This is a genomic window from Bradyrhizobium sp. HKCCYLRH3099 (genome assembly GCF_051167855.1).
Taxonomy (GTDB): Bacteria; Pseudomonadota; Alphaproteobacteria; order Rhizobiales; family Xanthobacteraceae; genus Bradyrhizobium.
In genome coordinates this window covers 153,650-178,752 of the sequence record NZ_JBNPTW010000004.1, presented here as the reverse complement: position 1 = coordinate 178,752, position 25,103 = coordinate 153,650, and the positions used below count along the sequence as shown (strand labels likewise).

Below are 25,103 nucleotides of genomic sequence, written 5' to 3'. Positions count from 1 at the left end.
TCACGATGGAACATGAGAAGGTCAACATCCTCCTGGTCGACGATCAGCCGGCGAAGCTGCTGGCTTATGAAGTCATCCTGAAGGAACTCGGCGAGCACCTCGTCGTCGCCACCTCGGGCCGCGAGGCACTCGAGATCCTGTTGAAGAACGAGATCGCGGTGATCCTCGTCGACGTGTGCATGCCGGAGCTCGACGGCTTCGAGCTGGCGCAGATGATCCGCGAGCATCCACGGTTCCAGAAGATCGCCATCATCTTCATCTCGGCCATCCAGGTCAGCGACTTCGATCGTCTGCGCGGCTACGAGATGGGCGCCGTCGACTACGTGCCTGTTCCGGTCGTGCCCGAGGTCTTGCGCGCGAAGATCAAGGTCTTCACCGAGCTCTATCGGAAGACGCGCGAGCTGGAGCATCTCAACAGAGAGCTCGAAAACCGCGTGCGCGCACGCACTGCCGAGCTCGAGAGATCGACCGCGAAGCTCGTCGAGAGCGAGCAGCGGCGCAGCATGGCCATTGCCGCCGGCCGAATGGGCTCCTGGGATTGGGATGGAGCGAACGGCGACTGGATGTGGGACGAAGGCCAATACCGCATCTTCGGTGTCTCGCCGCAGAGCTTCGAGCTGAACACGGTGAACATCATGTCGCTCGTGAACCGGGAGGATGCCGAACGGGCGCGCCAAGTGATGGCGGAGTTCAGCCGCGGCACGAGCTCCTACGAAGCGGAATTCCGGATCAACAGGCCGGATGGCGAGGAGCGATGGTGCGTGGGAACGGCAGCGGCGACCACCGACAAAGCGGGGCGCGTCGTCCGTGTCAGCGGCGTGACAATCGACATCACCGAGCGCAAGCGCGCTGAAGAACGCCAGAACCTCTTGACGCGCGAGGTCGATCACCGCGCCAAGAACGCCCTGACCCTTGCTCAATCCATCGTCCGGCTGACCAAGGCGGACAACGTGAAGACCTATGTCAGCGCCGTCGAGGGGCGGATCAGCGCGCTCGCCCGCGTTCATACGATCCTGTCGTTGTCGAGCTGGCAGGGGGCCAAGATGAGCAGGCTGGTGGCCGAGGAGCTCGCGCCCTACGCGACAGGCGGCCAGGTAGCCTTCGGCGGTGCCAACCTGCAGCTCGAACCGGCGATGGCGCAGACCCTGGCGCTGGCGCTGCATGAGCTCGTGACGAACTCGGCCAAATACGGGGCGCTCTCGGTCCGCTCCGGTCATCTCTCGGTCGAGTGGACGATCGAGGATGACCGCCTCGATCTGACGTGGATCGAAACCGGCGGCCCGCTGGTGCGCGTACCGACGGTCCGCGGGTTCGGGACGCGCAGCCTGATGGCGAGCGTCGAGAGCCAACTGGGCGGACGGGCCAATTTCGATTGGCGTCCCGAGGGACTGGTGTGCCGGCTCGTGGTCCCGCTCCGGCCCGGCGCCACCCCGCCGGAGATCACGAGCTCCTATGCGGCCATCAGCCCAGACGGCGCGAAGCAGCGTGCGGCGGGCTGAGCCGTCGCATCACCATCAACTTTGGGTGTCGCGCGCGATCCGAACCGGCACCGATTTCGCCGCCGGCACCTTGCTGCCTTCGGCGTAGTGCCACAACGGGATCAGACCGTTGCACTCCGGATAATACGCACCGACGCTATGACGCGGGATGTCGAACGCGACCGCCTGCAGGCCTCCGAGCGAGCGCGGCACGCCGTCATCGGCCTCCGTCGACAGCCGCACGAACTCGCCCTGCTTGATGCCGAGATCGGCCATGTCGGTCGCGTTCATGAAGATCACCATGCGGCCGCCGGTCACGCCGCGGAAGCGGTCGTCCTCGTTGTAGATCGTGGTGTTGAACTGGCCATCGGCGCGCAAGGTCATCAGCTGAAAGACGCCGTTGCCCTGCTGCGGCGGAGTGAGCGCCGCCTTGGGCACGGTGAAGTTGGCCTTGCCCGTCGACGTCTTCCATTTGCGCTCGCGCGCGCCGAGCGGCCGCGGAAAGCCGCCGGGCTGAAACAGGCGCTCGTTGAAATCCTTGAACTGATCGGGATAGGTACGCTCGATGGCATCCCTGACCATCGCGTAGTTGCCAACCCAGGCATCCCAGTCGACGCGCGGATTGGTCTTCAGCGTCGCCTTGGCCAAGCCTGCGACGATCGCCGGCTCGGACAGCAAGCCGTCCGCAACCGGCTGGCGCTGGCCGCGGGAGCCGTGGATGCAGGTCGTGGAATCCTCCATCGACACCGCCTGCTCGCCGCTCGCCTGCCGGTCGATCTCGATCCGACCGAGGCATGGCAGCAAATAGGTGACCTCGCCAGGCACGACGTGCGTCCGATTCAGTTTAGTGGCGACCTGCACTGACAGACGCAGTTTCGACCAGGCCGGCTCCATCAGCGTTCGCTCAGGCACGGCACGCAGGAAATTGCCGCCGAGGCCGACAAAGCCCTTCACCTCACCCTTGATGACGCCCTCGCAGGCGTCAACGGTCGTGAGACCATCCCAGCGCGGCGGCTCGAAATCATAGAGCTGCGCCAGCTTGTCGAGCGGCACCAGCTTGGTCTTTTCCGAGATGCCGACGGTGCGCTGTCCCTGCACATTGGAGTGGCCACGAACCGGCGAGATGCCGGCACCGGGCTTGCCGATGTTTCCGCGCAGCAGCAGCAGGTTCACAATCATCTTGGCCGTCTCGACGCCGTGGCGATGCTGCGTGATTCCCATGCCGTAATTGGCGATCACGGCATGGGAGGCCGCATAGACCTTGGCCGCCTCCAGGATCGCCGCACGATGGAGGCCGGAGGCACGCTCGATGTCGCTCCAGGACGCCTGCCGGCAGGCGGTCGCGAAGGCATCGAAGCCGGACGTATGCTGCTCGATGAAGGCGACATCGAGAACGCGCGGGCTCTTCGAGGCGATCGCGGCATCATCCGCCTCGATCACCGCCTTGCACATGCCGAGCAGCGCAGCTGCATCGCCGCCGACGCGCAGCTGATGATACTGGGTGCTGATCCGCGTGCCGCCGGTCAGCACCATCTCGATCGGATTTTGCGGATCGGTGAAGCGCTCCAGCCCGCGCTCGCGCAGCGGGTTGAAGGTGATGATCGGGACACCTCTCTTCGCGGCCCGCTGCAACGGATGCAGCATGCGCGGCGAGTTGGTCGTCGTGTTCTGGCCGAAGAAGAAGATGCAGTCGGCCTTGTCGTAGTCCTCCAAGAGGACCGTTCCCACGGGAACGCCGATCACCTCGGGCAGCGCCACCGAGGTGGACTCATGGCACATGTTCGAACTGTCGGGGAAATTGTTCGTGCCGTACATACGCCCGAACAGCTGATACATGTAGCTGGTCTCGAGCGACGCGCGGCCGGATGTGTACATGACCACGGAGCGCGGATCGAGCTTGTTCAGCTCAGCACCGATGGCCCGGAACGCCTCGTCCCAGCTGACGGGGACGTAGCGATCGGACCCGGCATCATAACACATCGGATGCGACAGACGCCCCTGCTCTTCCAGCTGATGGTCGGACCAGGTCCGCAGCTCCGCTAGCGTGTGCTGGGCGAAGAACTCCGGGCCGACCGTCTTGCCGGTGATTTCCCAGGCGGTGGCCTTGGCGCCGTTCTCGCAGAACTCGAAAGGATGCGGCTTCGCCGGCTTGGCCCAGGAGCAGCTGACGCACATGAAGCCGTCGGGCTTGTTCTGCTTGAGCAAGATCTCGCTGCCGAGCAGCGTCACCTCTTCCTGCGTCAGGATGCTGGCGACGGCATGCACCGAGCCCCAACCGCCGGCGGGAGAGTCGTAGTCCTGGATTTTTGCTTTTTCACTCACGGCACATCTCCGCGGCCCATTCACGCCCGGCCAACACGGGATGAGCAGCGAAGTTCCGGAGCCTCCACGAAGGTTGCCAAGATGTAACGGTGGCTTCCGTCTGGAGAGACGCCGCGCCTGATCAATTAGGAACGACGCCGCTCGCCGAGAGTCTGTTCCAGGCTTCCGGCGGCGTTCCCCCATCTCGCTGGAGGCACTCCGTGTGGACTGCGGCCCAGCGTCCGACCTTCGGGCGCTGGGTCCGTCCGCGCGAGGAAGCCGGGCTTTGAGCTCGGCCTCCATCGGTCTGACCGATCAGGCCGCGCTGCGCTTGAGATGGCGGCCTTCGTTGACCTCTTCGATGATCTTGGCGCTGAACGCCTCCAGATCACCAGGATTGCGCGACGTGATCACGCCCTGATCGACCACGACTTCGGCGTCCTGCCACTGGGCGCCGGCATTGGCGACGTCGGTCTTGATCGATTTGTAGGACGTCATCTTGCGCCCCTTGGCGATGCCGGTCTCGATCAGCAGCCAGGGCGCGTGACACACCGCGGCGACGATTTTCTTGGCGTCGAAGATGTCCTTGATGAACTTCAAAGCCTTCGGCTCCAGGCGCAGCAGATCCGGATTGATCTGGCCGCCCGGCAGCACGATCGCGTCGTAGTCGGACGCCGACGCCTGATCCAGGGTCTTGTCGACCTTGACGGCACGGCCCCAATCCTTCTGGTCCCAGCCCTTGATCTCGCCGGCCTCGATCGAAACGATTTCGACGGTCGCCCCGGCCTGCTTCAACCGATCGCGCGGCACTTCGAGCTCGGACTGCTCGAACCCGTTGGTCGCGAGGATCGCGATTTTCTTTCCCTTGATGTCCATTGCTTTCTCCTGGTCATTCGACACCCGGCCAACCGCGCGCTTGCGCCCATGTTCCGTCGGCGGCGACGGACGGATCGTCACAACTGTTCGATCAGATTGCGGGCAGAGCGGCGTGGAACCAGCTCCCGCATGCGGCGGTTTGTGAGGTGTGGCCGCCCGATCGGGCGGGCGCCGGCCGGCCGTGAGCCCAATGCCAAGGCCGACCGCAACCTGGAGGCGCTCGTGCCCTACGCATTGTTTGAGAATGACGAACAGCTGACCCGTCCGTTTCGGACGGAACGTGAGGTCTGGGAAGCCGCGGAGCAAGCCGATCTCATCACCTTCGGCACTCACGGCGAGAAGCTTCTCGACAACAATTTCGAGATCAAATCCTGCGAGGCCAGCCCGGAAGAACTCGCAACGGTGCCTCCGGACATCGTGCTTCCCGAGCCCGCAAAAGCGGATTTCGAGGAGCAGCACGACACAGGCCAACAGGCGACGCTGTCGGCGCTGCAAAAGAAACGGCCAGCCGAGCAGTGAATGACTGCGCTGCTCTAGCCTTCATCCCACCGAGTCAAGCTCGTCGCGTGCGGCGGGATCTTATCCTGGCACCCCATTCGGTCGACGTGCCATGAAAGAGTGCCATGAAACCTGCAGTGACAGGCTTGCGCTGATTGCAAGCGTGGACGCCCATCACTCATTCGCTGCGGGTCCATTTGCTCGCCAGAGCCCGACCGCGGACCCTCAACGGAACCTCCACGAGGCGCCAATTTGCCTCGGCCGCAAGCGCCAGGATTACGATCCACGACAGGTAGAACTTCGCCGTGGCCGAACCGGTTGGGGTCGCGCCTCCCGTCAACCGCCACCACAACTCGACAACGAACGCAATCGCGATGCAGTGGATGACGTAGATCGAGTACGAGCGCGCAGCGATCCAGAGCACGACCTTCCGGACACGTTCGTTTTGTGAAGGACCGAACCAGCCGGCCTCAAAGTGAGCAATCGTGACGATTGCAACCGAAGCGATCGCCGAGATTCCGGCATTGAAGCTGACGGCTCGTCCGGTGATCATCGTCAGAATAGCAAAGAGCACCCCGATCGTGACGGCCTTCGTCGTCCACTTCGCTGCCGCCAGGGGTTCGCGAAACATGCGCAGCCCCTCCCAGGAAGACAACAGATACACCATGACTCCGCCGCACAACGCGTCGGTTCTGATATAGAGCAGAAGCGATCCGTCCGGGCGGGTCAGGAAGAGCTGGATGAAGGCAATGAGCGCCAGAAGAGGAAGGAGCCTGTCCAGCTTCTTGTACGACCACAAGGTCAGGACCAGCAACGGAAAGCAGGCATAGAACTGTTCTTCGAGCGACAAACTCCAGAGCGGACCGAGCGGATAGACAGGATTGCTGAAACAGAACCCTTGCGCACAGTAGCCGTGATGGAAGTTCATGATCTGGGCGAGAGCCGAAACGCCCCCGACGATCGTTTCCTTGATCGGCCCGAAGGCACCCGATCGATTGAAAGCCGCGGCGAGCACGATGTCGGCGATGACCCAGAGCAGGACGGTGGGCCAAAGCCGATAGATGCGCTTGATCCAGAAGGCGACAACCTCCCTCCACGCCGCTTCGAACGACGAGGCGGCGAGGAGTCCCGGCAAGAAGCTCCGAGCGATCACGTAGCCGGAAATGGCAAAGAAAAGGTCGACGCCGGCCTGACCGAGATTGAAGTAGCTGCCTATCGTCGCGGCCCAGGCCGGCTGCCAGACCGTCAGGTAGTTGAACGAGTGCTGAAACGCCACGATCGTGATGGCGACCGCCCGAAGCGTTTCGATTTCCTCGTTCTTCTTTTCAGTCCGAACGTGGGAGCTATGAACTGGCCCTGCCTGCTCGCTTTCGCTGCCCCCAGCCAGGGTCACGCCATGCATGCGCGCTCAGTCCCAGGGTGTCGAGCGATCGTCGAGGAAATCGGCAAATTCCTTTCCGAGCACGCTTGCGGCGCGCTTCTCGACCAGATCATTTCCGGTGCCGGTAAACACCATATCGAGGTTCTTATCCATGCAAACAGTGCAGAAGCTGTGCTTCTGCTTCCGGTCGAACAGCTCGTCCCGGCTGACCTCGAGATAGTTCCTCGCAATCAGCTGCTCGTTATTGAACGTGGCACAGCACAGGGCGACCGAACCGTCATAGTTGAGCGCCGTGCGGCGGACACGGAACTCGCAATCGAAATTCTTGGGACGAATCTCGCCCAGCATCCGGCTCCGCTCCTCCATCGGCACGACAAGCTTGGCAAGAAGCGCCTTGTCGGCGTCGTTCAATGTGCCATCGCCCGCGTGAATGGCCTTCTCGAGGGGCATGAACGTCGCGATGCTCGGCATGAAGTAGAAATCAAGCTCGTCGCACAGGCGTCTGACCGCTGCAAAATCATCCGGAAAGTTGGTGCGGTAGACGTGAAATCCGACCTGGATCGGAACGCTGATCCCGGTTTCGTCCATATGATGCCGAAGCAGATACATGTTCGACTTCACGAGGTTGATGTCGCCGCCAGCATGCGTCTGCTGATAGACTGCGTTGGTGTAGCCGGACAATGAGATGCGGATGTAGCCCGGCTTCGCGCGAATGATCTCGCGCATGTTGGGAAAGGAGTTCAGGTTCGTCGAAAGGCCGATGCCGATTCCATTCTCTCTGGCGAGCCGGATCATGTCCGGCAAACTCTTGTGAAGCGCCGACTCGCCCCAATTGAAGAGATCGATGTAGACCCGCTCACCGGGATGCTCGCGTTTGATCTTGTCCAGGATGTCGCGATACATCTGCATGGACATGATGCCTTTCGGCAATTGGCTCGGTGAGTTTCCCACCGGACAGGACGGACATCGCAGCGTACAGCTGCCGACGACGTCCATCGCAAAATAGTAGTCCGCTTGGGTCTCCTGCTCGATGACACGCCACAAAGCGGCTTGGCGGCGGCCGCGTGTCGCGCGCTCCTGCTCGGCGTCAATTATCGAGCTGTTGGATCCGTTAGCTGGGGACGAGTTCGCTTGAGTATTGGCGCGCGAGGCGTCCTGTGACCGACGCTGCAATCCGGCAAGCGTCTCCGACCGAACGACAGAATAACCCAATGCATTGAATGTGCGCCCCACGAGGGCTTTCAGTTGCTGCTTCAATGATCACCCACCCAACTTGCCCCGGGATCGCCTGCACAATTGACGCTTCAAGGGAGCATATAACGCCCTCGGAAGCCCATGAACGACCGCTAAATGCCGGAAGACTTACTCTTATTCTGCACACAGAAACTGTGTCCGCAAACGATACGTTGACGGCAGTCCGACCGACCAGACCGCTGACCGTGCCCGCGTTCGAGCGATCCGTGTAAGCTACGGACGCGATTGGAGAAACGGAACTGGGGAAGACCCGATGCGCATGCGCGGACCGCATCGGGTATCCGGCCGCTCGCTTCCTCCGCGCTTTCGGCGCCCACCGCCCCTGATGGCTTGCGCGCGGGGAATCATGCGCGCATCCGTCGTCGTCAGCCCCCTCCCGGAGGCGCCTTGGGCAGCTCCGCGACCCGGTCGCCTCGCCTCATCTCGTGACAGCGCGGCGGTCATCGGCATTCTGACACCACAACGGCCCAGATCGACAAACGACGGTGCAGCCAGACGCGATCGCGAATCAGCTCATTGTTGTCTAGACTCGACCCACTCGCGAGGAGTCCCCCATGGTTGCGGACAGTGACAGCAAGGTTGCCTGGCATCGCGCCCAGCTCAAGAAGAACCGGGCGACCTTGAAGCAGATCGAGACGGCGCGGTTCACGGTCGGCGAAAGCGCCGATGAGAAGGCGATCGAGCGAACCAAGCGGCAGGTTGCGGAACTTCAGGTCAAGATCCGCGAGTCCGAGCAGCTCATCGCCCAGCACGACAAGCAGACTCGACGCCCGCTGGGCACGGATCTCAGGAGCCTCTCCAACGTCGCCTGGCGCAATTGGACCGGCAACGGCCCGCGTTGAACCTGGACACGCGACTCCGTCAGTCCACGATCTTTCGATGCGCACCGCCAGCCGTTTCCGATACTGTCGAAACATTCGAAGGCCGGGACGTCTCGTCAGGCCTCCAGCGCGCCAGCCGCTCGTCGCTGCGACGCAGGGCATCGAGATCGATCCGTCCATCTGACAGCGCTTGCCTGGCGCACGCGAAGGCCCGGTGAAACTGAGTGCCGTCATAGGCCACGAGCAGCAGATCGGCGCCGCCATTGAGAGCCTCCACGACCGCCTTGCAGAGGTCGCGGCCATAGATTGCCCCCATCACGAGATCATCGGTGATGATGACGCCCTGATAGTGCCACTGCCCCCTGATCAGGCCGTCGAGAACCTTCCGGGAGTGCGACGCGGGCCGCTCGGGATCGACGGCGTCGACCGTCACATGCCCGACCATCATCGCCGCCTGCGAGCGTTCCAGCACGTGACGGAACGGTCGCCAGTCCGATCGTTCCAGGGCATCGACGGGCGCATCCAGCTGAGCCGAGAAATGGTGCGTATCGGCCTCGACCCGACCGAGGCCCGGAAAATGCTTGACCGCCGCGCGAACGCCGCTGGCCTCCAGACCCTGGACATAGCCGAGCGCGATGTCACCGACCACATCCGGATCCCGCGAAATCGCACGCCGACCGATCAGGGTGTGAAAATCCAGCGGATTGCGGGTCCAATGCGGGCGAAGGTCGACGACCGGCGCCAAGTTGAAGTTGACCCCCGCGGCCGCAAGCCCCTCACCCTGGGAGCGTCCCAATTCGAACGCGGCCCGCGCGCGCCGGTTGGCGGGCAGATCGGCGAGTGTGGAGAGGCCGGGGATGTTCGGCAGCACCGGCGACAAATGCGCGACGCTGCCCCCCTCCTGATCTGCGGCGACGAGGAGCGGCGGGAGACCTGCACCGCGACGTTCGGCCTGCAAGCGGGCGAGCTCGGTGCGCAGGTGAGCTTCCGTCCGTCCGCGGATATTGTGATGGGTGACATAGACGCCCGCAATCAAGCCGCGCTGCGCCAGCGCAGCGGCATCGTCCGCGGACCTGTAGCCGGCGATGAAGTGCCGTCCGAGCAGCAGCGCCACCTCGGGCTCGGTCCGGAACGTCTCGTATTTCCGCCAGGCGAACATGAACTGGGTCGCCGTCAACGCGATGAGCGGAACGCACCAGACCAGCAGCAGGGCTCGCGCGGCGATGCCGCGTCGCCAGCTTCCGCTCAGCACCAGAAGGAGCGGAACAGCCAACCCGATCACCAGCAAGGCGACGTGACCGGGGCCGCGCAGCCGGACCAAATAGGGTTCGTTGCTGTTCAGCGTGATGAAAACAAGGAGCGCCGCAAGGATCCAGAGGATCACGGTCCTGATACGTCCGAACATGTTCGACAAGCCGATCCACACGAATGAAGACGGTGATTGCGTAACAACGACAATTGGGGTGCGCCAGCCGGAGAAGCGCGTCTGCACGAATTCTGCAAACAAATCCTGAGATGCTGCAGACAGTCTCGCGACCGACTGCACGCGCGAGCCTCATGTTGAAATCCCAGGATCGCGGCAGCCCAGCCGTAACGACTGAAACGAGGATCTTCGCAATGAGCAGCTCCGCTGAGCTGACCGGCACGCCCACCGCCGGCCAGGCCAAGTGGCTCAAATTCGTCTGCGCTCTCGGCCTGCTGTGGCTCGCCGACATCATGTTCTACAACCAGCCCATCGGCCTCTGCGTCGTGCTGTTTGCAATCGCCTTGTTCGCAGGCTGCGTCCTCGTCAATTGCGACAAGATCGACAGCCGCCGCTGGATCGTGGCGGCCGGCATCTTCGTCGCCGGTCTCGCTCCGGGCCTCGAAGCCCTGGATATGCTGTCGTTCGCGATCCTCGTGCTCACAACGATATCGGCCGTCGCGGTGTTGACCGATCCGAGCGCGGCCGGACTGCGGGTGCCGCTGACGGCCGCACGGCAGCTGCTCCTCGCCGGACCGTTCAGGCTGATTGCGGACACCATCGCCATCCTCCAAACCAACGTCCTGACCCGTTTCCTGCTGGCGTGGAGCATTCCGCTGGCGCTGTACGCCATCTTCATCTTCCTGTTCGCGGCGGCCAATCCGGTGATCGAGCAATGGCTCAATCGCTTCCGCCCCGACCACGTCGTGTCTGATGTCAGCGTGGCCAGGGTCGTCTTCTGGCTCATCGCACTGTCTCTGATCTGGCCGTTCATGCATTTGCGCTGGCGCCAGCACAAACCGGGTCCGGCCGCACCGGATGCCGTTGCGCAGGACGTGCGATCGCCGCTGGACTCCGTGCTTGGTCCGCGGGTCATCCTCCGCTCGCTGCTCATGTTCAACGTGCTGTTTGCGCTGCAGACCGTGCTTGATGGGCTCTACCTCTGGGGACATCTGGCGCTTCCGGACGGCATGAGCTACGCGGCGTATGCTCATCGCGGCGCCTATCCGCTGATTGCGACCGCGCTTCTGGCGGCCGCCTTTGTCGTCGTCGCCATCCGTCCACAAGCAGCCGATCAGTCGAGGCTCGTCCGACCGCTGGTATATCTCTGGGTTGGACAGAACGTGATGCTCGTCATGTCCTCGATCCAGCGGGTGCATCTCTACATCGAAACTTATCTGCTCACCGGCTGGCGGATCGCGGCGTTGATCTGGATGGCGCTGGTCGCCGTGGGGTTGATCCTGATCGTAATCCGTATCGCTCAGGACCGTCCGACGCGCTGGTTGATCCACGTGAATCTTGTCGTGCTGGCAGCCACCCTTTACGGGTGCTCCCTGGTCAATTTCGACAAATTCATCGCCGACTACAACGTGGCCCACAGCCGCGAGGCCGGGCGGGGCGGCGTCGCCCTCGATCATTCCTATCTAGCGCGACTGGGGCCGCAAGCCCTGCCGGCGATCCGGCGGGCCATGTTGCTGTCGCCTCAGGCGTCGGAGCTGGCACGCATCCATGACAACCTGCTGGCGGACCAGGCCAGGGACAGGGCGTCATGGCGAACCTGGAGCTTTCGCGGCTGGCGCTTGCAGCGTGATCTCGATACACATACCGCAACGCAGACGCCAAGCTGACACTTGCCATGGAGCGCCGCTTGTCTCCCCGAATTCTCATCGTCGACGATGATCCGCACATCCGCGAGGTCGTGCGCGTCGCCCTGAGCAAGGCCGGCATGGCCGTGACGGAAGCCGCCGACGGCCGGGCCGCCCTCGCGAAGTTCGCAGATGATAGACCGGACCTGATCGTGCTCGACGTCGGCATGCCGGAGTTCGACGGCCTGGAAGTCTGCCGGCGCATCCGCCGGACCTCGCAGGTCCCGATCCTGTTTCTTTCCGCCCGGGACGAGGAGATTGATCGCATTCTCGGCCTCGAGATCGGAGGAGACGACTACGTCACCAAGCCGTTCAGCCCGCGCGAACTCGTCGCTCGTGTCAATGTGATCCTGCGTCGCGTCACCTCGGGCGGTGCCGATCGCGCGACCGAGGCGGAGGAGCTGGCACACGGCCGGCTTCGTCTCGACCCGCAGCAGCATGCGGCGCGCTTCGGCGACACCCCCCTGACATTGACGGCGCTCGAATTCAGCATCCTGCGGACGCTGATGACGCGTCCGGCCGTCGTCTTCAGCCGCGAGCAGATCATGAGCGCGGCCTATCAGCTCAACATCCAGGTCTCCGACCGCACCATCGACAGCCACATCCGCAACATCAGGGCCAAGCTCGCGGCCGCGCATTGCGAGGACGCCATCGAGACCGTCCACGGCGTCGGCTTCCGGCTGGGCCGCTGCGGCGCGCCATGATCGCGCCGAAGCCGAAGCGGAAATGGCGGCCGTCACTGGGACAGATCGTGTTCGGCGTGCTGGCGCTCGTCGGCACCCTGCCCTTCGTCGGGCTGTTCTTCTTCCGCATCTACGACAATCAGCTGATCCGGCAGACCCAGGCCGAGCTGATCGCGCAGAGCCGGGTGCTGGCGGCCGTCTTCGCCGAGGAGGTCGCCGCGCGCCTGGCCTCAGGCATTCCTCTGGGCTTCGAAATCCCGCTTGAGGCGCGCCCCGATGCGGCAGACGAGGTCACGCCGATCCGCCCTCTGCTCGATCTGCTGGCCAACGATCTGTTCGTGCGCCGTCCCGATGCGCGCGAGGCGATCCATCCGGCCGATCCGGCCTATGTGGCCATCGGTGCGCGGCTGCTGCCGATCATCAAGGAGACGCAGAAGGTCACGCTGGCGGGCTTTCGCGTGCTTGACCCGCAAGGCGTCGTGATCGCCGGCCGCGACGAGATGGGCAAGTCGCTGGCCCACATCGACGAGGTCGCGAGCGCCCTGCAGGGCCGCTACAGTGCCGCGCTCCGCATCCGCATTCCCGACAAGGCGCCACCGCCGATCTATTCGATCAGCCGCGGCGTCGGTGTGCACGTATTCTCGGCGATGCCCGTGATCGTCAACGATCACGTTGCGGGGGTCATCTACACCTCGCGCACGCCACGGAACATTTTCGAGCATCTCTATCAGGAGCGCGGCAAGTTCATCGCCGCCGGGTCGACCATCGTCCTGACGACGCTGCTGGTCGGCCTCATCGTGTCGCGGACGATCACGCGGCCGATGCGCGAGCTCGTCGATCGCGCCGGCCGGATCGGCCGCAACGACCCCGCGGGCTTTCGCCCCCTCGCCCATTACGGCACGCGCGACTTCGCCGAGCTGGCAGAGCACTTCTTCGCCATGGCCGAGCAGCTGGCGCAGCGCTCCAACTACATCCGAAGCTTTTCGGCGCACCTGACCCACGAACTCAAATCACCGCTGACCTCGATCAAGGGCGCCGCAGAGCTGTTGCTCGATTCCCTTGCCAGCCGCTCCGGCGCGCTGACACGCGCGGAGCAGGAGAAATTCCTCACCAACATTCTTGCCGACGCGGATCGCCTGACGGCGCTGGCCCAGCGCCTGCGCGAGCTGGCGCGGGCGGAGACCATGTCGACGATCGACCCCGGCGGCGTGGCGGAGGCGGTCGCCATGCTGCGGCAGCGCTTCCCGGCGACCACGATCGAGGCGTCCGGTCCGGTCGACCGCAAGACCTCACTCTCGAGCGAAACGGTCCTGATCGTGCTCACGCATCTGGTCGACAACGCGGTCCGCCAGGGGGCGCGGCGGGTCCGGTTCGATGCCGTGGATCGTGACGGTCAACTGGTCGTCATTGCCGGCAACGACGGCGATCCCATCTCGCCCGACAATCGCGACCGCATCTTCGATGCGTTCTTTACGACCCGGCGGGACAGCGGCGGCACCGGCATGGGGCTGGCCATCGTACGGGCCATCCTCGCAAGCCACGGCGGAGAGATCCTGCTGCTGTCTCCCGAGACGGGGGTCGCGTTCGAATTGCGGCTGCCGCTGGCCGGTGATCGCGGAACATCTATCTGAGATGGCGCCGCTGGCTGCCTGCGATCCTGAAGTTGCTCCGGCGCCTCGGATGGCGACCGCCAATCCCCATCCCAATCCCGGGGCTGGCAGCGGCGACGTTCTCACGATCGTTTGTATACGAGCAATTTGTGCCAAGAGGCCGCCCGTCGCGCGCGCCGGACCAGGATGCCGCAGATCGGCTGCGCAATTCGCAAATGACTCGCGCGCGCGATCCGCGTAATCTCCGGCGCGATTGCACCATCGGCCAGCGTTCCATTGGCCTTTCGGGAGACCTTGATGACTTCGAGCCGTTTCGAGATCAGCCGCCGGACTGCCCTGTTGACCTCCGCCGCCATCGCCGCGAACGTGGTTAATCCTCTGCGGGCTTTCGCCCAGGAAACCCCGCGCAAGGGCGGCGTGTTCAACGTCCACTACGGCGCCGAGCAGCGCCAGCTCAATCCGAGCCTGCAGGCCTCGACCGGCGTCTACATCATCGGCGGCAAGATCCAGGAGAACCTCGTCGATCTCGATGCCAACGGGCAGCCGGTCGGCGTCCTCGCGGAGAGCTGGGAAGCGACACCCGACGGCAAGACGGTCACCTTCAAGCTGCGCAAGGGCGTGACCTGGCACGACGGCAAGCCGTTCACGTCGGAGGATGTCGCCTTCACCGCGATGAACATGTGGAAGAAGATCCTCAACTACGGATCGACCCTGCAGCTGTTCCTCACCGCGGTGGACACGCCGGATCCGCAGACCGCGATCTTCCGCTACGAGCGGCCGATGCCGCTCAACCTGCTGCTGCGCGCCCTGCCCGATCTCGGCTATGTCTCGGCCAAGCACATCTATGAGAACGGCGACATCCGGCAGAACCCGACGAACCTCGCGCCCGTCGGCACCGGTCCGTTCAAGTTCGTGAAGTACGAGCGCGGCCAGTACATCATCGCCGACCGCAACGCCGATTACTGGCGCCCGAACGCACCCTATCTCGACCGCATCGTCTGGAAGGTGATCACCGATCGCGCCGCGGCGGCCGCGCAGATGGAAGCGGGCGAGCTGCACTACAGCCCGTTCTCTGGGCTGACGATTTCCGACATGGCCCGCCTCGGCAAGGACAAGCGCTTCATCGTCTCGACCAAGGGCAATGAGGGCAACGCCCGTACCAACACGCTGGAGTTCAACGTTCGCCGCAAGGAGCTTGCTGACATCAAGGTCCGCCGCGCCATCGCGCACGCGATCAACGTGCCGTTCTTCATCGAGAACTTCCTCGGCGATTTCGCCAAGCTCGGCACGGGCCCGATTCCGTCGACCTCGACCGACTTCTATCCGGGCGCGGATACCCCGCAATATCCCTACGACAAGGCCAAGGCGAAGGCGCTGCTCGACGAGGCCGGTTTCAAGCCCGCCGCCGGCGGCAACCGGTTCTCGCTGCGGCTGTTGCCCGCGCCGTGGGGCGAGGACATCTCGCTGTGGGCGACCTTCATCCAGCAATCCCTGGGCGAAGTCGGCATTCAGGTCGAGATCGTGCGCAATGACGGCGGCGGCTTCCTCAAGCAGGTCTATGACGAGCACGCCTTCGACCTCGCCACCGGCTGGCACCAGTACCGCAACGACCCGGCGGTTTCGACAACGGTGTGGTACCGCTCCGGCCAGCCCAAGGGTGCGCCGTGGACCAATCAATGGGGCTGGGACGACGCCAAGATCGACAAGATCATCGACGACGCCGCGACCGAGGTCGATCCGGCCAAGCGCAAGGCGCTCTATGCCGACTTCGTGCGCGAAGCCAATACCGAACTGCCGGTATGGATGCCGATCGAGCAGATCTTCGTCACGGTGATCACGGCGAAGGCGCGCAACCACTCCAACACGCCGCGCTGGGGATCGTCGAGCTGGCACGATCTCTGGCTTTCCGCGTGAGCCGAACTCGGTCAGAATGAGGCCATGCGCATCCTGAGCCTAGCGGGGCGGCGACTCGTCGCCTCGATCCCGACCCTGTTCCTCATCCTGATCGGCGTCTTCCTGCTGCTGCAGCTCGCGCCGGGCGATACGGTCGACGCCATGATGGCCCAGATGGGCGGCGGCGACGCGGCGACTGCGCGCGAGCTGCGCCGGTTCTACGGCCTGGATCTGTCGGTGCCGATGCAGCTCGCCAATTATCTGTGGCGGCTGGTGCGGCTCGATCTCGGCTTCTCCGCGATCTACGGCAAGCCGGTCGCGGCCGTGATCCTGGAGCGGCTGCCGCCGACGCTGTTGCTGATGGTGTCGGCCCTGTCGTTCGCATTCTTCTTCGGCCTCGTCTTCGGCGTGATCGCCGCGCGCAACGTCAACCGCTGGCCGGACACGCTGATCTCGACGGTGGGACTGATCTTCTACGCCACGCCGTCGTTCTGGTTCGGCCTTATGGCGATCGTCGTGTTCTCGATCTACCTGCAATGGCTGCCGGCCGGCGGCTTCGAGGACATCGGCGCGGTCGGCACCGGGATCTGGCGCGTGCTCGACATCGCCAGTCATCTGGTGCTGCCGTCTTTGACGCTCGGCCTGATCTTCCTCGCGATCTATCTGCGCATCATGCGGGCCTCGATGCTCGAGGTCCTCAATCTCGACTTCGTCCGCACCGCGCGCGCCAAGGGACTCGACGAGACGCGTATCATCACTCGCCACGTGCTGCGTAACGCCTTGCTGCCGATGGTCACGCTGATCGGATTGCAGGCGGGCACGATGCTCGGCGGCTCGGTCGTGGTCGAAACGGTGTTCTCGCTGCCCGGCCTCGGCCGACTTGCCTATGAGTCCGTCGTGCAGCGCGATCTGAACACGCTGCTCGGGATCGTCTTCGTCTCGGCGCTGCTCGTGATCCTCGTCAATTTCATCACCGACCTGCTCTATGCCCGGCTCGATCCGCGCATCGCGGCGGAGAGCTGAGCATGGATGCCGTCAAACGCTACTTCCGCAGCCCTCCGGCTGTGCTCGGCCTGATCCTGCTGCTGATCGTCATCGGCATGGCCATCAGCGCCGGCTATTTCTATCCGCGCGATCCGCTCGCGCTCGCCGGCCGCCCTCTGGTGTGGCCGTTCGCCAATCCACGCTTCCTGCTCGGCACCGACAATTCCGGCCGCGACATCGCCGCGCAGATCTTCCATGGCGCTCGCATCTCGCTCCTGATCGGCGGCGTCGCCACCCTGATCGCCGTGGTGATCGGCGTCATGGTCGGAGCGCTCGCGGGCTACTATGGCGGATGGGTCGACAACATCCTGATGCGCATCACCGAGGCGTTCCAGACGCTGCCGAACTTCGTGCTGCTGCTGGTGCTGGTCGCCGTGTTCGGCTCGACCCTGACGACGGTGACAGTCGCGGTTGGCATCGTCTCCTGGCCGGCCCCGGCGCGACTGACGCGGGCCGAGTTCCTGTCGTTGCGCGGCCGCGAATTTGTCCAGGCCGGCCGTACGCTCGGCATGCGGGACACGCAGCTGATCCTGCGCGAGATCCTGCCGAACGCGCTGCCGCCCGTGATCGTCTATGCCGGCGTCGTGATGGCGGTCGCGATCCTGCTCGAAAGCGCGCTCGCGTTTCTCCGTCTCTCCGATGCCAATGTCGCGTCGTGGGGCAATCTGATCGGGCTCGGGCGGGACGTGCTGCGCGTACAGTGGTACGTCTCGGCCATTCCCGGCGTCGCCATCCTGATCACAGTGCTCGCGGTGTCGCTCGTCGGCCAGGGCCTCAACGATGCCTTGAACCCGCGGCTGAAGCAGCGATGAGCGAAACCATCCTCACCGTCGATCGCCTCAGCGTTCGTCTGCCCAAAGGTGCCGATCGCACGCATGCGATCTCCGAGCTGTCGCTCTCGGTCGCCGAGAACGAGATCGTCTGCATCGTCGGCGAGTCCGGCTCCGGCAAGTCGATGATGGCCAATGCCGTCATGCGGCTGCTGCCGAACAACGTCAGCATCGACGGCGGCCGCATCCTGTTCGCCGGACGCGATCTCTGCACGACCCCAGCCGCCGACATGCGCCGGATCCGCGGCGCCGAGATCGCCATGGTTTTCCAGGAGCCGATGACGGCGCTCAATCCGCTGCGCACCATCGGTGATCAGATCGGCGAGGTCCTTGAGATTCACACCGATCTGTCCAAGGCCGAGATCAAGTCGCGCGTGCTGGCGCTCCTGACAGACGTTCACATCCCCGATCCGCCGCGCGCCGCCAAGGCCTATCCGCACGAGCTGTCGGGTGGCCAGCGCCAGCGCGCCATGATCGCGATGGCGCTCGCGCTCGACCCGAAGCTCCTGATTGCCGACGAGCCGACCACCGCGCTCGACGTGACGACGCAGGCGCAGATCCTGAAGCTGATCCGCGAGTTGCAGCAGCGGCGCAAGACCGCGGTGCTGTTCATCACCCACGATTTCGGCGTCGTCGCCGAGATCGCCGACCGCGTGGTGGTGATGCAGCATGGCGTCGTGGTCGAACAGGGTCCCGCGCGATACGTGCTGCGCAACCCCCAACACGCCTACACGCAGCAGCTGATCGCCGCCGTGCCGCCGGTGGCCGCGCCACCGGCGCGCCAGCTCTCGGACGAGACCATTCTCGCACTCTCCGGCGTCGCCAAGACCTATCGTACGGGCGGCTTCCTCGGCCGCGGCGTGCGTGTGACTCACGCGGTCAAGGATGTCTCGCTCATGCTGCCCAAGGGAGCCACGCTCGGCATCGTCGGCGAGTCCGGCTCGGGCAAATCCACCCTCGCCCGCTGCATCATTCGCCTGATCGATCCCGATGCGGGATCGATCCTGCTGCAAGGCGAGGATTGGGCCAAGCTGTCTCGTAGCGACATCAGGCAGCGGACCCAGCAGATGCAGATGGTGTTCCAGGACCCGTTCGCTTCGCTGAACCCGCGGCGCAAGGCAGTCGATCTGGTCGCGCAGGGACCGATCATCCACGGCACGTCGCGCGACCAGGCCCTGCGCGAGGCGCGCGAGCTGTTCAGTCTGGTTGGCCTCGATCCGTCAGCGGCCGATCGCTTCCCGCACGAATTCTCCGGCGGTCAGCGCCAGCGCATCGGCCTGGCGCGCGCGCTGGCGCTGAAGCCGGCGGTGCTGGTGGCCGACGAGCCGGTCTCCGCGCTCGACGTGTCCGTACAGGCGCAGGTGCTGAAGCTGCTCACGGACTTGCGCGAACGGCTCGGTCTGTCGATCGTCTTCATCACCCATGACCTGCGCGTCGCCGCGCAGATCTGCGATCTCGTCGCTGTCATGAAGGACGGCGTCGTCGTCGAGCACGGCTTGACGCGCGACGTGTTCGGTCACCCCCAGCACCCGTATACTCAGGCGCTTCTCGAGGCTATTCCGGGCGGCGACTTCGCCCGGACAGCCGCGAGCTAGGCGATCTCCCGCGCGTCGCGATAGCGGTACAGGAACAGCATCAGCGGCGCGAACGGCCGCAACAGCGCATGCGCGGGGATCGTCACCGGCTCGGTGAACGGCAGCGCCAGTTCGCTTGCCGGCACGCCGTGCACGGCCTTGGCGAGCTCAGCTCCGAGCGGAATCGTCAAGGCGACGGCGCGGCCGTTGCAGCCGGTCCAGCCATAGGCGTCGGGACCGAGCCGATGAATGCGCGGCATGTAGTCGGTGGTCATGCCGACATAACCGTTCCAGACATAGTCGAACCTGACCTCGCCGATCTGCGGCCACAGCCGCTGCAGGCGCTCGGCGACGCGCGCCTTCAGCCGCTCCGCCTTGTTGCCCGGACCGATCACGGCGCCACCGGTGACCAGGCGATTGCGCGCGTCGTAGCGGGCGAAATACAGCTCGCCATGCGTGTCCGACATCGCCTGCCGATCGGGAATGATCGTCTTGCGCACATTGTCCGACAGCGGCTGCGTCGCCATCTGCCACGACAGCACCGGCATCACCTCATGCGCGATGTCAGGCGCCAGCGCCTTGGAGAACTCGCCGCTATAGGCATTGCTCGCGAGCACCAGCGCGCGCGCTGACAGCTCGCCTTGCGCCGTGCGGACTACCCAGCGGTCACCCTGGCGTTTGAAATCAATCACGGGCGAGCGCGCGTAGATGCGACCACCAAGGCTGAGTACCGTCCGCGCGAGGCCACGCACCAAGGCCAATGGATTGATGTGCCCGCCGGTCTTGTTCCAGAAACCGCCATGCCAGGCGTCCGAGCCGAGCATCTCGCGCGCCTGATCGCGCGACAGCAGCTCGACTTGGGCGCCGAACTTCGACCACTGCTTGAAGCGTCGCTCGGCGATCTTGATGCGCCCGGGCGTATGCACCGGCTGCACCCAGCCGGCCTGCTCGTGCTCGGCGTCGATGTTGTAGCGCCTGACGGTCTCGAACAGCGTCGACGCGCTGTCGCGCAGCATGGCGACGAAGCGCTCGCCGGCCGCCCCGTGACGCGCGATCAGATCCTCGGGATCGGGCCGCGACAGCGTCGGGATCACCTGGCCGTTGTTGCGGCCCGAGGCGCCCCAGCCTGGCTCCATCGCCTCGACGATCGCAACATCGACGCCCCCCTCGCGCAGATGCAGCGCCGTCGACAGGCCGGTAAAGCCACCGCCGATGATGACGACGTCAGCCTGTTGGCTGCCCTGCAGCATCGGCAGATCCGGCCCGGGCGGAGTCTGGGCCGCCCACAGCGACGGAGGCCATTGAACGTGATCGGTGGTCGTGCTCATCGCGACAGCTCATTTCTGCTGATCGATACCCTGCGTGGAGATCGATCTTGCCTTGCATCTTCCGCCCGCCTGCGCCGGTTGCGGCGCATGGGTCGATTGGGCATAGTTCGGCCGCCAATATGCCAAGTTCGCTGCAAGGAGACAAACGCGTGGCCCTGAAGAACGTCATCGGTATCGATCATGCTGTCGTCGTGGTGAAGGAGCTCGACGCGGCCGCCGAGACCTGGAAGCGGCTCGGCTTCACGCTGTCGCCCCGCGGCACCCACAGCGCCAAGATGGGCTCGGGCAACTATACCATCATGCTTGATCCCGATTACATCGAGCTGCTCGGCATCCTCGCCGAGACCGATCACAACGTGCCGACCCGCAACTTCATCGCCCAGCGCGGCGAAGGCATCGAGCGTATCGCTTTCACGGCCGTCGATTCGGCGGCGGGCGCCGAAGAGATCCGCGCCAAGGGTTTCGAGCCGATCGGCCCGATCGACTTCGAGCGCCCGGTGCCGCTGCCCGACGGCACGATCTCGGCCGCGAAATTCCGCGTCTTTCAGTGGCCGGTCGCCGAGGCGCCCGGCGGCCTGCGCATCTTCGCCTGCCAGCACAAGACGCGCGAGACAGTCTGGATTCCGGAACTGATGACGCATGCCAACGGCGCCAAGCAGCTCAAGCAGGCGCTGATCGTCACGCCCGACCCGGTCAAGGACGCCGAGCACCTGTCGCGCCTGATCGACCGTGACGGCCGCAGCGAGACGGACGGCGCCGTGACCGTCGCCTCTGGGGGCGACCGCGCGGATTTCGTGTTCCTGACCCGGGACCAACTGGCGGCGCGCTATCCCAGCGTGTCGCTCGCCGGCCTGCCTGAGCGCGGCGGCGCCGGCCTCGTGCTGGCCTCGCATGATCTGGCGAAGACTGAGACAGCGCTCGGCACGGCGGGCGTGCGCAGCGGCGCGAGCATCGTCGTGCCGCCGGCATCCGCGACGGGAACGCTGCTCGCCTTCGTGGCCGGCTAAAACGTTTGAAAACTCGCGGCCGCGCCCATCGCGGCCGCGACGTCACTCGGCCGGCTGGAACATCGCCGGCCGGCCGCGCTGGCTATCGAGCCAGCCCACCAGTTTATCCATCAGCCCGCCGCTCGACTCCGACGGCTGCGCCGACGACACGAACGGATCGCAATGGCACTTCGCGCCCGCTGCGCGCGACATTTTCGCCACCGCCTCCGTCATCGCCGGCGCACCGCAGGTGTAGACGACGTCGTTCGGCGTCAGCTCCGGCATGTGCTCAGTGGGACGGCCGCTGCGAATCGCCGGCGACACGTTCTGCGGCTCCGAGACGATCGGGATGATCTTCACGTTCGGAAAGCGCGCCAGCCGGCACAGCGCCTGGTGCATGTAGAACGACTGCAAAGTCCGCGACACAACGATGAAGACGATCTCGCGCTTCGGATTCTCCGTGATCGCGGCAACCGCGATCGCCCACATCGGCGCAAAGCCGGTGCCGCTCGCAACCAGGATGATGCGGCCGCGATGCTTCTGCCGGAAGAACGCGGTGCCCAGCGGCGCCGTCAGCTTGACGCGATGGCCGACCTGGATGTCGCGGCCGAGCGCCGACGACACCAAGCCGTCCTTCAGGATGCGGATGTGCAGATACAGCAGGTGGCTGTCGGGCGCGCCGACCATCGGATAGGTCGGGCTGTAGCAGCGTGTCGGGAAGCCGCGATACTGCACCTTGGCATATTGACCCGGGAAGAAGCGCAGCGGCTTCGGCATCTCGATGGTGACGCCGACGACGTCGGGCGCCAGCCGCACGAGATCGCCGACCTCGCAGTTCATCGTCACGGTGTCCGGCACCGGCTCGGTGATGATCTTGAGATCGGACACCACGCGCGCCTGGCACGCATGCGCCATGTCGCCTTCCATTCCGCCGAACAGCTTGCCGTCGACGACCGTCACCTTGCACGAGCCACAGATTCCGCTGCGGCAGTCATGAGGCAGATCCACGCCGCTATTGATGGCGCCGTCGAGCAGGATATCGCCCACATTCGCGTAGAACGTTTCCCTGTTGTACTGGATCTTGCAAATCTTACCCATCACTGCACCTCAAGTCGCATCGGCCGGATCTGCCTCGTATGTCGGATCTGGGTGTGGTCGAACGCAGCGACTCGCATGAAGACACCGTTCTTGATCGGGACGTCGTACTTGCTTTTCGTGTCCAATTTGCGGGCAATCTCCAGAGTCCAATGGCCCGCCGCCCAACGCGCCGCACAACGGATGTCGGCACGATCTCCTGTGAACTCGCCACTGACGAGCACACCCGGCACGACCGTCCCGATCGGCGTCTGCGCGTCGGCTTCCGCGGAATAAGGCACCGATTCCGCCTCCGTCATGAACCAGCGCGATCCCTCGCTCTCGCCGATGTTGGGATCGAGATTGATCTCGCCCATTGCCGCGGTCATCGCGGCCACGTCCTTCGGCAGACGCTTCGGCCTGACGCCGCGATTTCCGAGCCGGGCCGCCTCCCTGTCGAGCACGAAATTATCCGTGTAGTTCGCCGTGCCGGGATCGGCGGCGAATCCCCCCTTGTAAGGCGCGAGACCCTTGATCTGATCCGGCGTCGGCTCGGCCGGCGGGCCGAAATGATTGTCGTCCATCCATCCCGTCGGACCGCCGCTGGTCGCCTTCCACAGCCACGCATCGGCGTAGAGATTCGGCGCAGGCGTGTAGTGAATGCCGCGCCCCGACAACGTCGCCGGCTTGTCCGGCATCGGCTGTGAGCTCATGTGGAATGTTCGGTCAGCGGCCAGAGTGATCGGCAGGGTCGTGAACAGCAATGAGAACTTGTCTTCGTTGTAGTCGTTCTCGTCGCCCTTCTCGAAGCCGTTGTGCAGCAGGTGCCAGCCGTCGGCCTTCTTGATCAGCGGCAGCTGCTTCAACGAGCGCGTCGGGTCTTCCCAGATCACGAGGAAGTAGACCCAGGTGCCGTCATGCGCCGCCTTGATCCAGACGCGCGATTCGCCGGTTCCGTCGAAATTGTCACCCTGATTGGTGGTGACCATGTGCGGCTGGATGTTGCGCCAGACGCGATCGGATGAATCGCCGTCCAGCGTCGGCGCGTCCGAACTCGCGATCCGATAGACCGTCACGGAGTCCTCGGCATAATAGTCCGCGGCGAACATCGCAGAGCCGATCACGATGGCGGCAGCCGTCGCGACCATGAACGGGTTGGCCTGAAAGCTCGGATTTCGGCGCCGCGTATTGCCCTTTGCCGGCGGACGCATGCGGCCTGGCGGCGGCATGCGCGGCTCGGGTCGTGCCCGCATCGGCTCTTCCATGCGGCGCGGTGCCGGCATCGGTTCACGCCCAGGCGGTCGCGCAGCAGGTGCAGGCTTCTTCGGTGGCGCCTCGGCCTCCTCCAGCTTCTCAGACTGCTCGACCAGCAAGGTGAGCAGTTCGACGGGATCGAGCTTCGGTGGCGGCGGCGGCAACGGCGCCGGCCGGAAGACGCGATAGAGCTGCATCTTTCCGCCGATGCTGAAATGAACCAGGACGTGCAGCACGACGAAGGCCGGGATCACCCATGTCGCGTACCAGTGGATCATCATGGTGACGTAGCCGGAGGCGACGCCGAAGAACAGCATGCCGCCGGTGACGATGAGCGTTGCCATGGAGATGAAGAGAATCCAGTGCAGCATCACGCTGATCGATCCGAGCCGCGCCGGACGCTTACCCAGCAGGCCCTTGAATCGCATCTTGTCGATGGTGACACGGCGGCCGAGGCCGGATTTGGCGATGTAGATCATATAGGCGACAGCAACGCTTGCGAGCACCACGCCGGCCGGCATGTGCCAGGTCCAGGTCCGGTGCCGCGGCAACAGCCAGTCGAGATTGTTGGCGATCCAGGCGTGGCCGGGCGCTTCGGTCGCCATGCGCAGGCCGGTCAGGAACGCGATCACCGTGGCGGCGACCAGGGTCCAGTGCAGGATGATCGTTCCATAGTCGGTCTTTCGAATCTTCATGCGTGCGCCTCCAGAGCTGCGCGCACGCTATCGGCGCGATACACCGCCGATCCGGCGACCAGATTTCGCTTCAGCGGGGCCGTTCGGCGCAGGATCGTCGCAGACGCCCCCCTGCAGACCGTTCCTCGACCCGATTTCATTCCCGCATCACGCGTCGTGGTGGTGATGTAGTCCAGCAACTTGTCGTCCCCCGGATACTCTTACTGTGAGCAACTTCATCTGATTTATGCCGACTGCGCCCCTCGGCTTGGTGGTCGTTGCCCCGCTACGTTTGGGAGTGATCGGTTGGATCACGCCACGCTCTGATCAGTTGTTGCGGGCCGAGCCGGTGACGAGTTGCTCGGATCGCACGCGAACTGGCCCTCTTGTTCCTCCCTGCTCTTGTTCGAACGTGGTCTTCAGACCGTCTGCCGGA

Annotated in this window: 20 protein-coding genes; 11 read left to right on the top strand and 9 right to left on the bottom strand. The window is 64.6% G+C overall.

Features of this window, described 5'->3' with window-relative positions:
* The first annotated feature begins 5 nt into the window (after nt 1–5).
* Nucleotides 6–1,499, top strand: coding sequence for an HWE histidine kinase domain-containing protein (locus ACQR1Y_RS11500; RefSeq protein WP_434877274.1), 1,494 nt, complete (start codon nt 6–8; stop codon nt 1,497–1,499).
* A gap of 15 nt (nt 1,500–1,514) precedes the next feature.
* Here the strand turns inward: ACQR1Y_RS11500 and ACQR1Y_RS11495 are convergent, their stop codons facing one another.
* Together ACQR1Y_RS11495 and ACQR1Y_RS11490 are read right to left on the bottom strand one after the other, a co-directional pair.
* Complete coding sequence (locus ACQR1Y_RS11495) at nt 1,515–3,800, bottom strand: FdhF/YdeP family oxidoreductase (RefSeq protein WP_434877273.1); 2,286 nt, start codon at nt 3,798–3,800, stop codon at nt 1,515–1,517.
* A gap of 294 nt (nt 3,801–4,094) precedes the next feature.
* Nucleotides 4,095–4,655 (bottom strand): type 1 glutamine amidotransferase domain-containing protein, encoded by a 561-nt coding sequence (locus ACQR1Y_RS11490; RefSeq protein ID WP_434858960.1) that lies wholly within the window; start codon nt 4,653–4,655, stop codon nt 4,095–4,097.
* Nucleotides 4,656–4,784: 129 nt separating this feature from the next.
* Here ACQR1Y_RS11490 and ACQR1Y_RS11485 point away from each other — a divergent pair, with 129 nt between their 5' ends.
* Nucleotides 4,785–5,174: a hypothetical protein gene (locus ACQR1Y_RS11485; RefSeq protein WP_434877272.1), complete on the top strand. Its 390-nt coding sequence runs from the start codon at nt 4,785–4,787 to the stop codon at nt 5,172–5,174.
* 157 nt (nt 5,175–5,331) lie between these two features.
* Here the strand turns inward: ACQR1Y_RS11485 and ACQR1Y_RS11480 are convergent, their stop codons facing one another.
* Together ACQR1Y_RS11480 and ACQR1Y_RS11475 are read right to left on the bottom strand one after the other, a co-directional pair.
* Complete coding sequence (locus tag ACQR1Y_RS11480; protein WP_434877271.1) at nt 5,332–6,555, bottom strand: acyltransferase family protein; 1,224 nt, start codon at nt 6,553–6,555, stop codon at nt 5,332–5,334.
* A 6-nt stretch (nt 6,556–6,561) separates the two neighbouring features.
* Nucleotides 6,562–7,791 carry a hypothetical protein gene (locus ACQR1Y_RS11475; protein ID WP_434877270.1) on the bottom strand — a complete coding sequence of 410 codons (1,230 nt, stop codon included), beginning with the start codon at nt 7,789–7,791 and terminating at the stop codon, nt 6,562–6,564.
* 551 nt (nt 7,792–8,342) lie between these two features.
* On the opposite strand from ACQR1Y_RS11475, the gene ACQR1Y_RS11470 reads away from it, so the two are divergent.
* A complete protein-coding gene (locus tag ACQR1Y_RS11470) occupies nt 8,343–8,630 on the top strand; it encodes a hypothetical protein (protein WP_434877269.1) in 288 nt (95 codons plus the stop codon).
* 19 nt (nt 8,631–8,649) lie between these two features.
* Here the strand turns inward: ACQR1Y_RS11470 and ACQR1Y_RS11465 are convergent, their stop codons facing one another.
* Complete coding sequence (locus tag ACQR1Y_RS11465) at nt 8,650–10,014, bottom strand: glycoside hydrolase family 3 N-terminal domain-containing protein (RefSeq protein WP_434877468.1); 1,365 nt, start codon at nt 10,012–10,014, stop codon at nt 8,650–8,652.
* 212 nt (nt 10,015–10,226) lie between these two features.
* On the opposite strand from ACQR1Y_RS11465, the gene ACQR1Y_RS11460 reads away from it, so the two are divergent.
* From ACQR1Y_RS11460 to ACQR1Y_RS11430, 7 genes are all read left to right on the top strand, one after another.
* A complete protein-coding gene (locus ACQR1Y_RS11460; RefSeq protein ID WP_434877268.1) occupies nt 10,227–11,699 on the top strand; it encodes a DUF4153 domain-containing protein in 1,473 nt (490 codons plus the stop codon).
* A 20-nt stretch (nt 11,700–11,719) separates the two neighbouring features.
* Nucleotides 11,720–12,421, top strand: a complete 702-nt coding sequence (locus ACQR1Y_RS11455; RefSeq protein ID WP_434877267.1) for a response regulator — start codon at nt 11,720–11,722, stop codon at nt 12,419–12,421.
* The gene (locus ACQR1Y_RS11450) at nt 12,418–14,031 is read left to right on the top strand and encodes an ATP-binding protein (RefSeq protein ID WP_434877266.1); all 1,614 of its coding nucleotides are present in this window, start codon (nt 12,418–12,420) and stop codon (nt 14,029–14,031) included. Before ACQR1Y_RS11455 ends, ACQR1Y_RS11450 begins: the two co-directional genes overlap by 4 nt.
* A gap of 276 nt (nt 14,032–14,307) precedes the next feature.
* Nucleotides 14,308–15,924 (top strand): ABC transporter substrate-binding protein, encoded by a 1,617-nt coding sequence (locus ACQR1Y_RS11445; protein WP_434877265.1) that lies wholly within the window; start codon nt 14,308–14,310, stop codon nt 15,922–15,924.
* 24 nt (nt 15,925–15,948) lie between these two features.
* Complete coding sequence (locus ACQR1Y_RS11440; RefSeq protein ID WP_434877264.1) at nt 15,949–16,926, top strand: ABC transporter permease; 978 nt, start codon at nt 15,949–15,951, stop codon at nt 16,924–16,926.
* Between the two features lie 2 nt (nt 16,927–16,928).
* On the top strand, nt 16,929–17,759 hold the full coding sequence (locus ACQR1Y_RS11435) for an ABC transporter permease (protein ID WP_434877263.1): 831 nt from the start codon (nt 16,929–16,931) through the stop codon (nt 17,757–17,759).
* Nucleotides 17,756–19,372, top strand: a complete 1,617-nt coding sequence (locus ACQR1Y_RS11430) for an ABC transporter ATP-binding protein (protein ID WP_434877262.1) — start codon at nt 17,756–17,758, stop codon at nt 19,370–19,372. The genes ACQR1Y_RS11435 and ACQR1Y_RS11430 overlap by 4 nt, the downstream gene beginning before the upstream one ends.
* Here ACQR1Y_RS11430 and ACQR1Y_RS11425 read toward each other — a convergent pair.
* Nucleotides 19,369–20,679, bottom strand: coding sequence for an NAD(P)/FAD-dependent oxidoreductase (locus ACQR1Y_RS11425; protein ID WP_434877261.1), 1,311 nt, complete (start codon nt 20,677–20,679; stop codon nt 19,369–19,371). The genes ACQR1Y_RS11430 and ACQR1Y_RS11425 overlap by 4 nt on opposite strands.
* Nucleotides 20,680–20,828: 149 nt before the next feature.
* On the opposite strand from ACQR1Y_RS11425, the gene ACQR1Y_RS11420 reads away from it, so the two are divergent.
* Nucleotides 20,829–21,686 (top strand): VOC family protein, encoded by an 858-nt coding sequence (locus ACQR1Y_RS11420; protein ID WP_434877260.1) that lies wholly within the window; start codon nt 20,829–20,831, stop codon nt 21,684–21,686.
* A gap of 42 nt (nt 21,687–21,728) precedes the next feature.
* On the opposite strand, the gene ACQR1Y_RS11415 is transcribed toward ACQR1Y_RS11420, so the two are convergent.
* The 3 genes from ACQR1Y_RS11415 to ACQR1Y_RS11405 are packed head-to-tail and all read right to left on the bottom strand — an operon-like array spanning nt 21,729 to nt 24,867.
* Complete coding sequence (locus ACQR1Y_RS11415; protein WP_434858974.1) at nt 21,729–22,763, bottom strand: 2Fe-2S iron-sulfur cluster-binding protein; 1,035 nt, start codon at nt 22,761–22,763, stop codon at nt 21,729–21,731.
* A complete protein-coding gene (locus tag ACQR1Y_RS11410; RefSeq protein ID WP_434858975.1) occupies nt 22,763–24,688 on the bottom strand; it encodes an ethylbenzene dehydrogenase-related protein in 1,926 nt (641 codons plus the stop codon). The genes ACQR1Y_RS11415 and ACQR1Y_RS11410 overlap by 1 nt, the downstream gene beginning before the upstream one ends.
* Nucleotides 24,685–24,867 carry a hypothetical protein gene (locus ACQR1Y_RS11405; RefSeq protein WP_434858976.1) on the bottom strand — a complete coding sequence of 61 codons (183 nt, stop codon included), beginning with the start codon at nt 24,865–24,867 and terminating at the stop codon, nt 24,685–24,687. The genes ACQR1Y_RS11410 and ACQR1Y_RS11405 overlap by 4 nt, the downstream gene beginning before the upstream one ends.
* Nucleotides 24,868–25,103 lie beyond the last annotated feature (236 nt).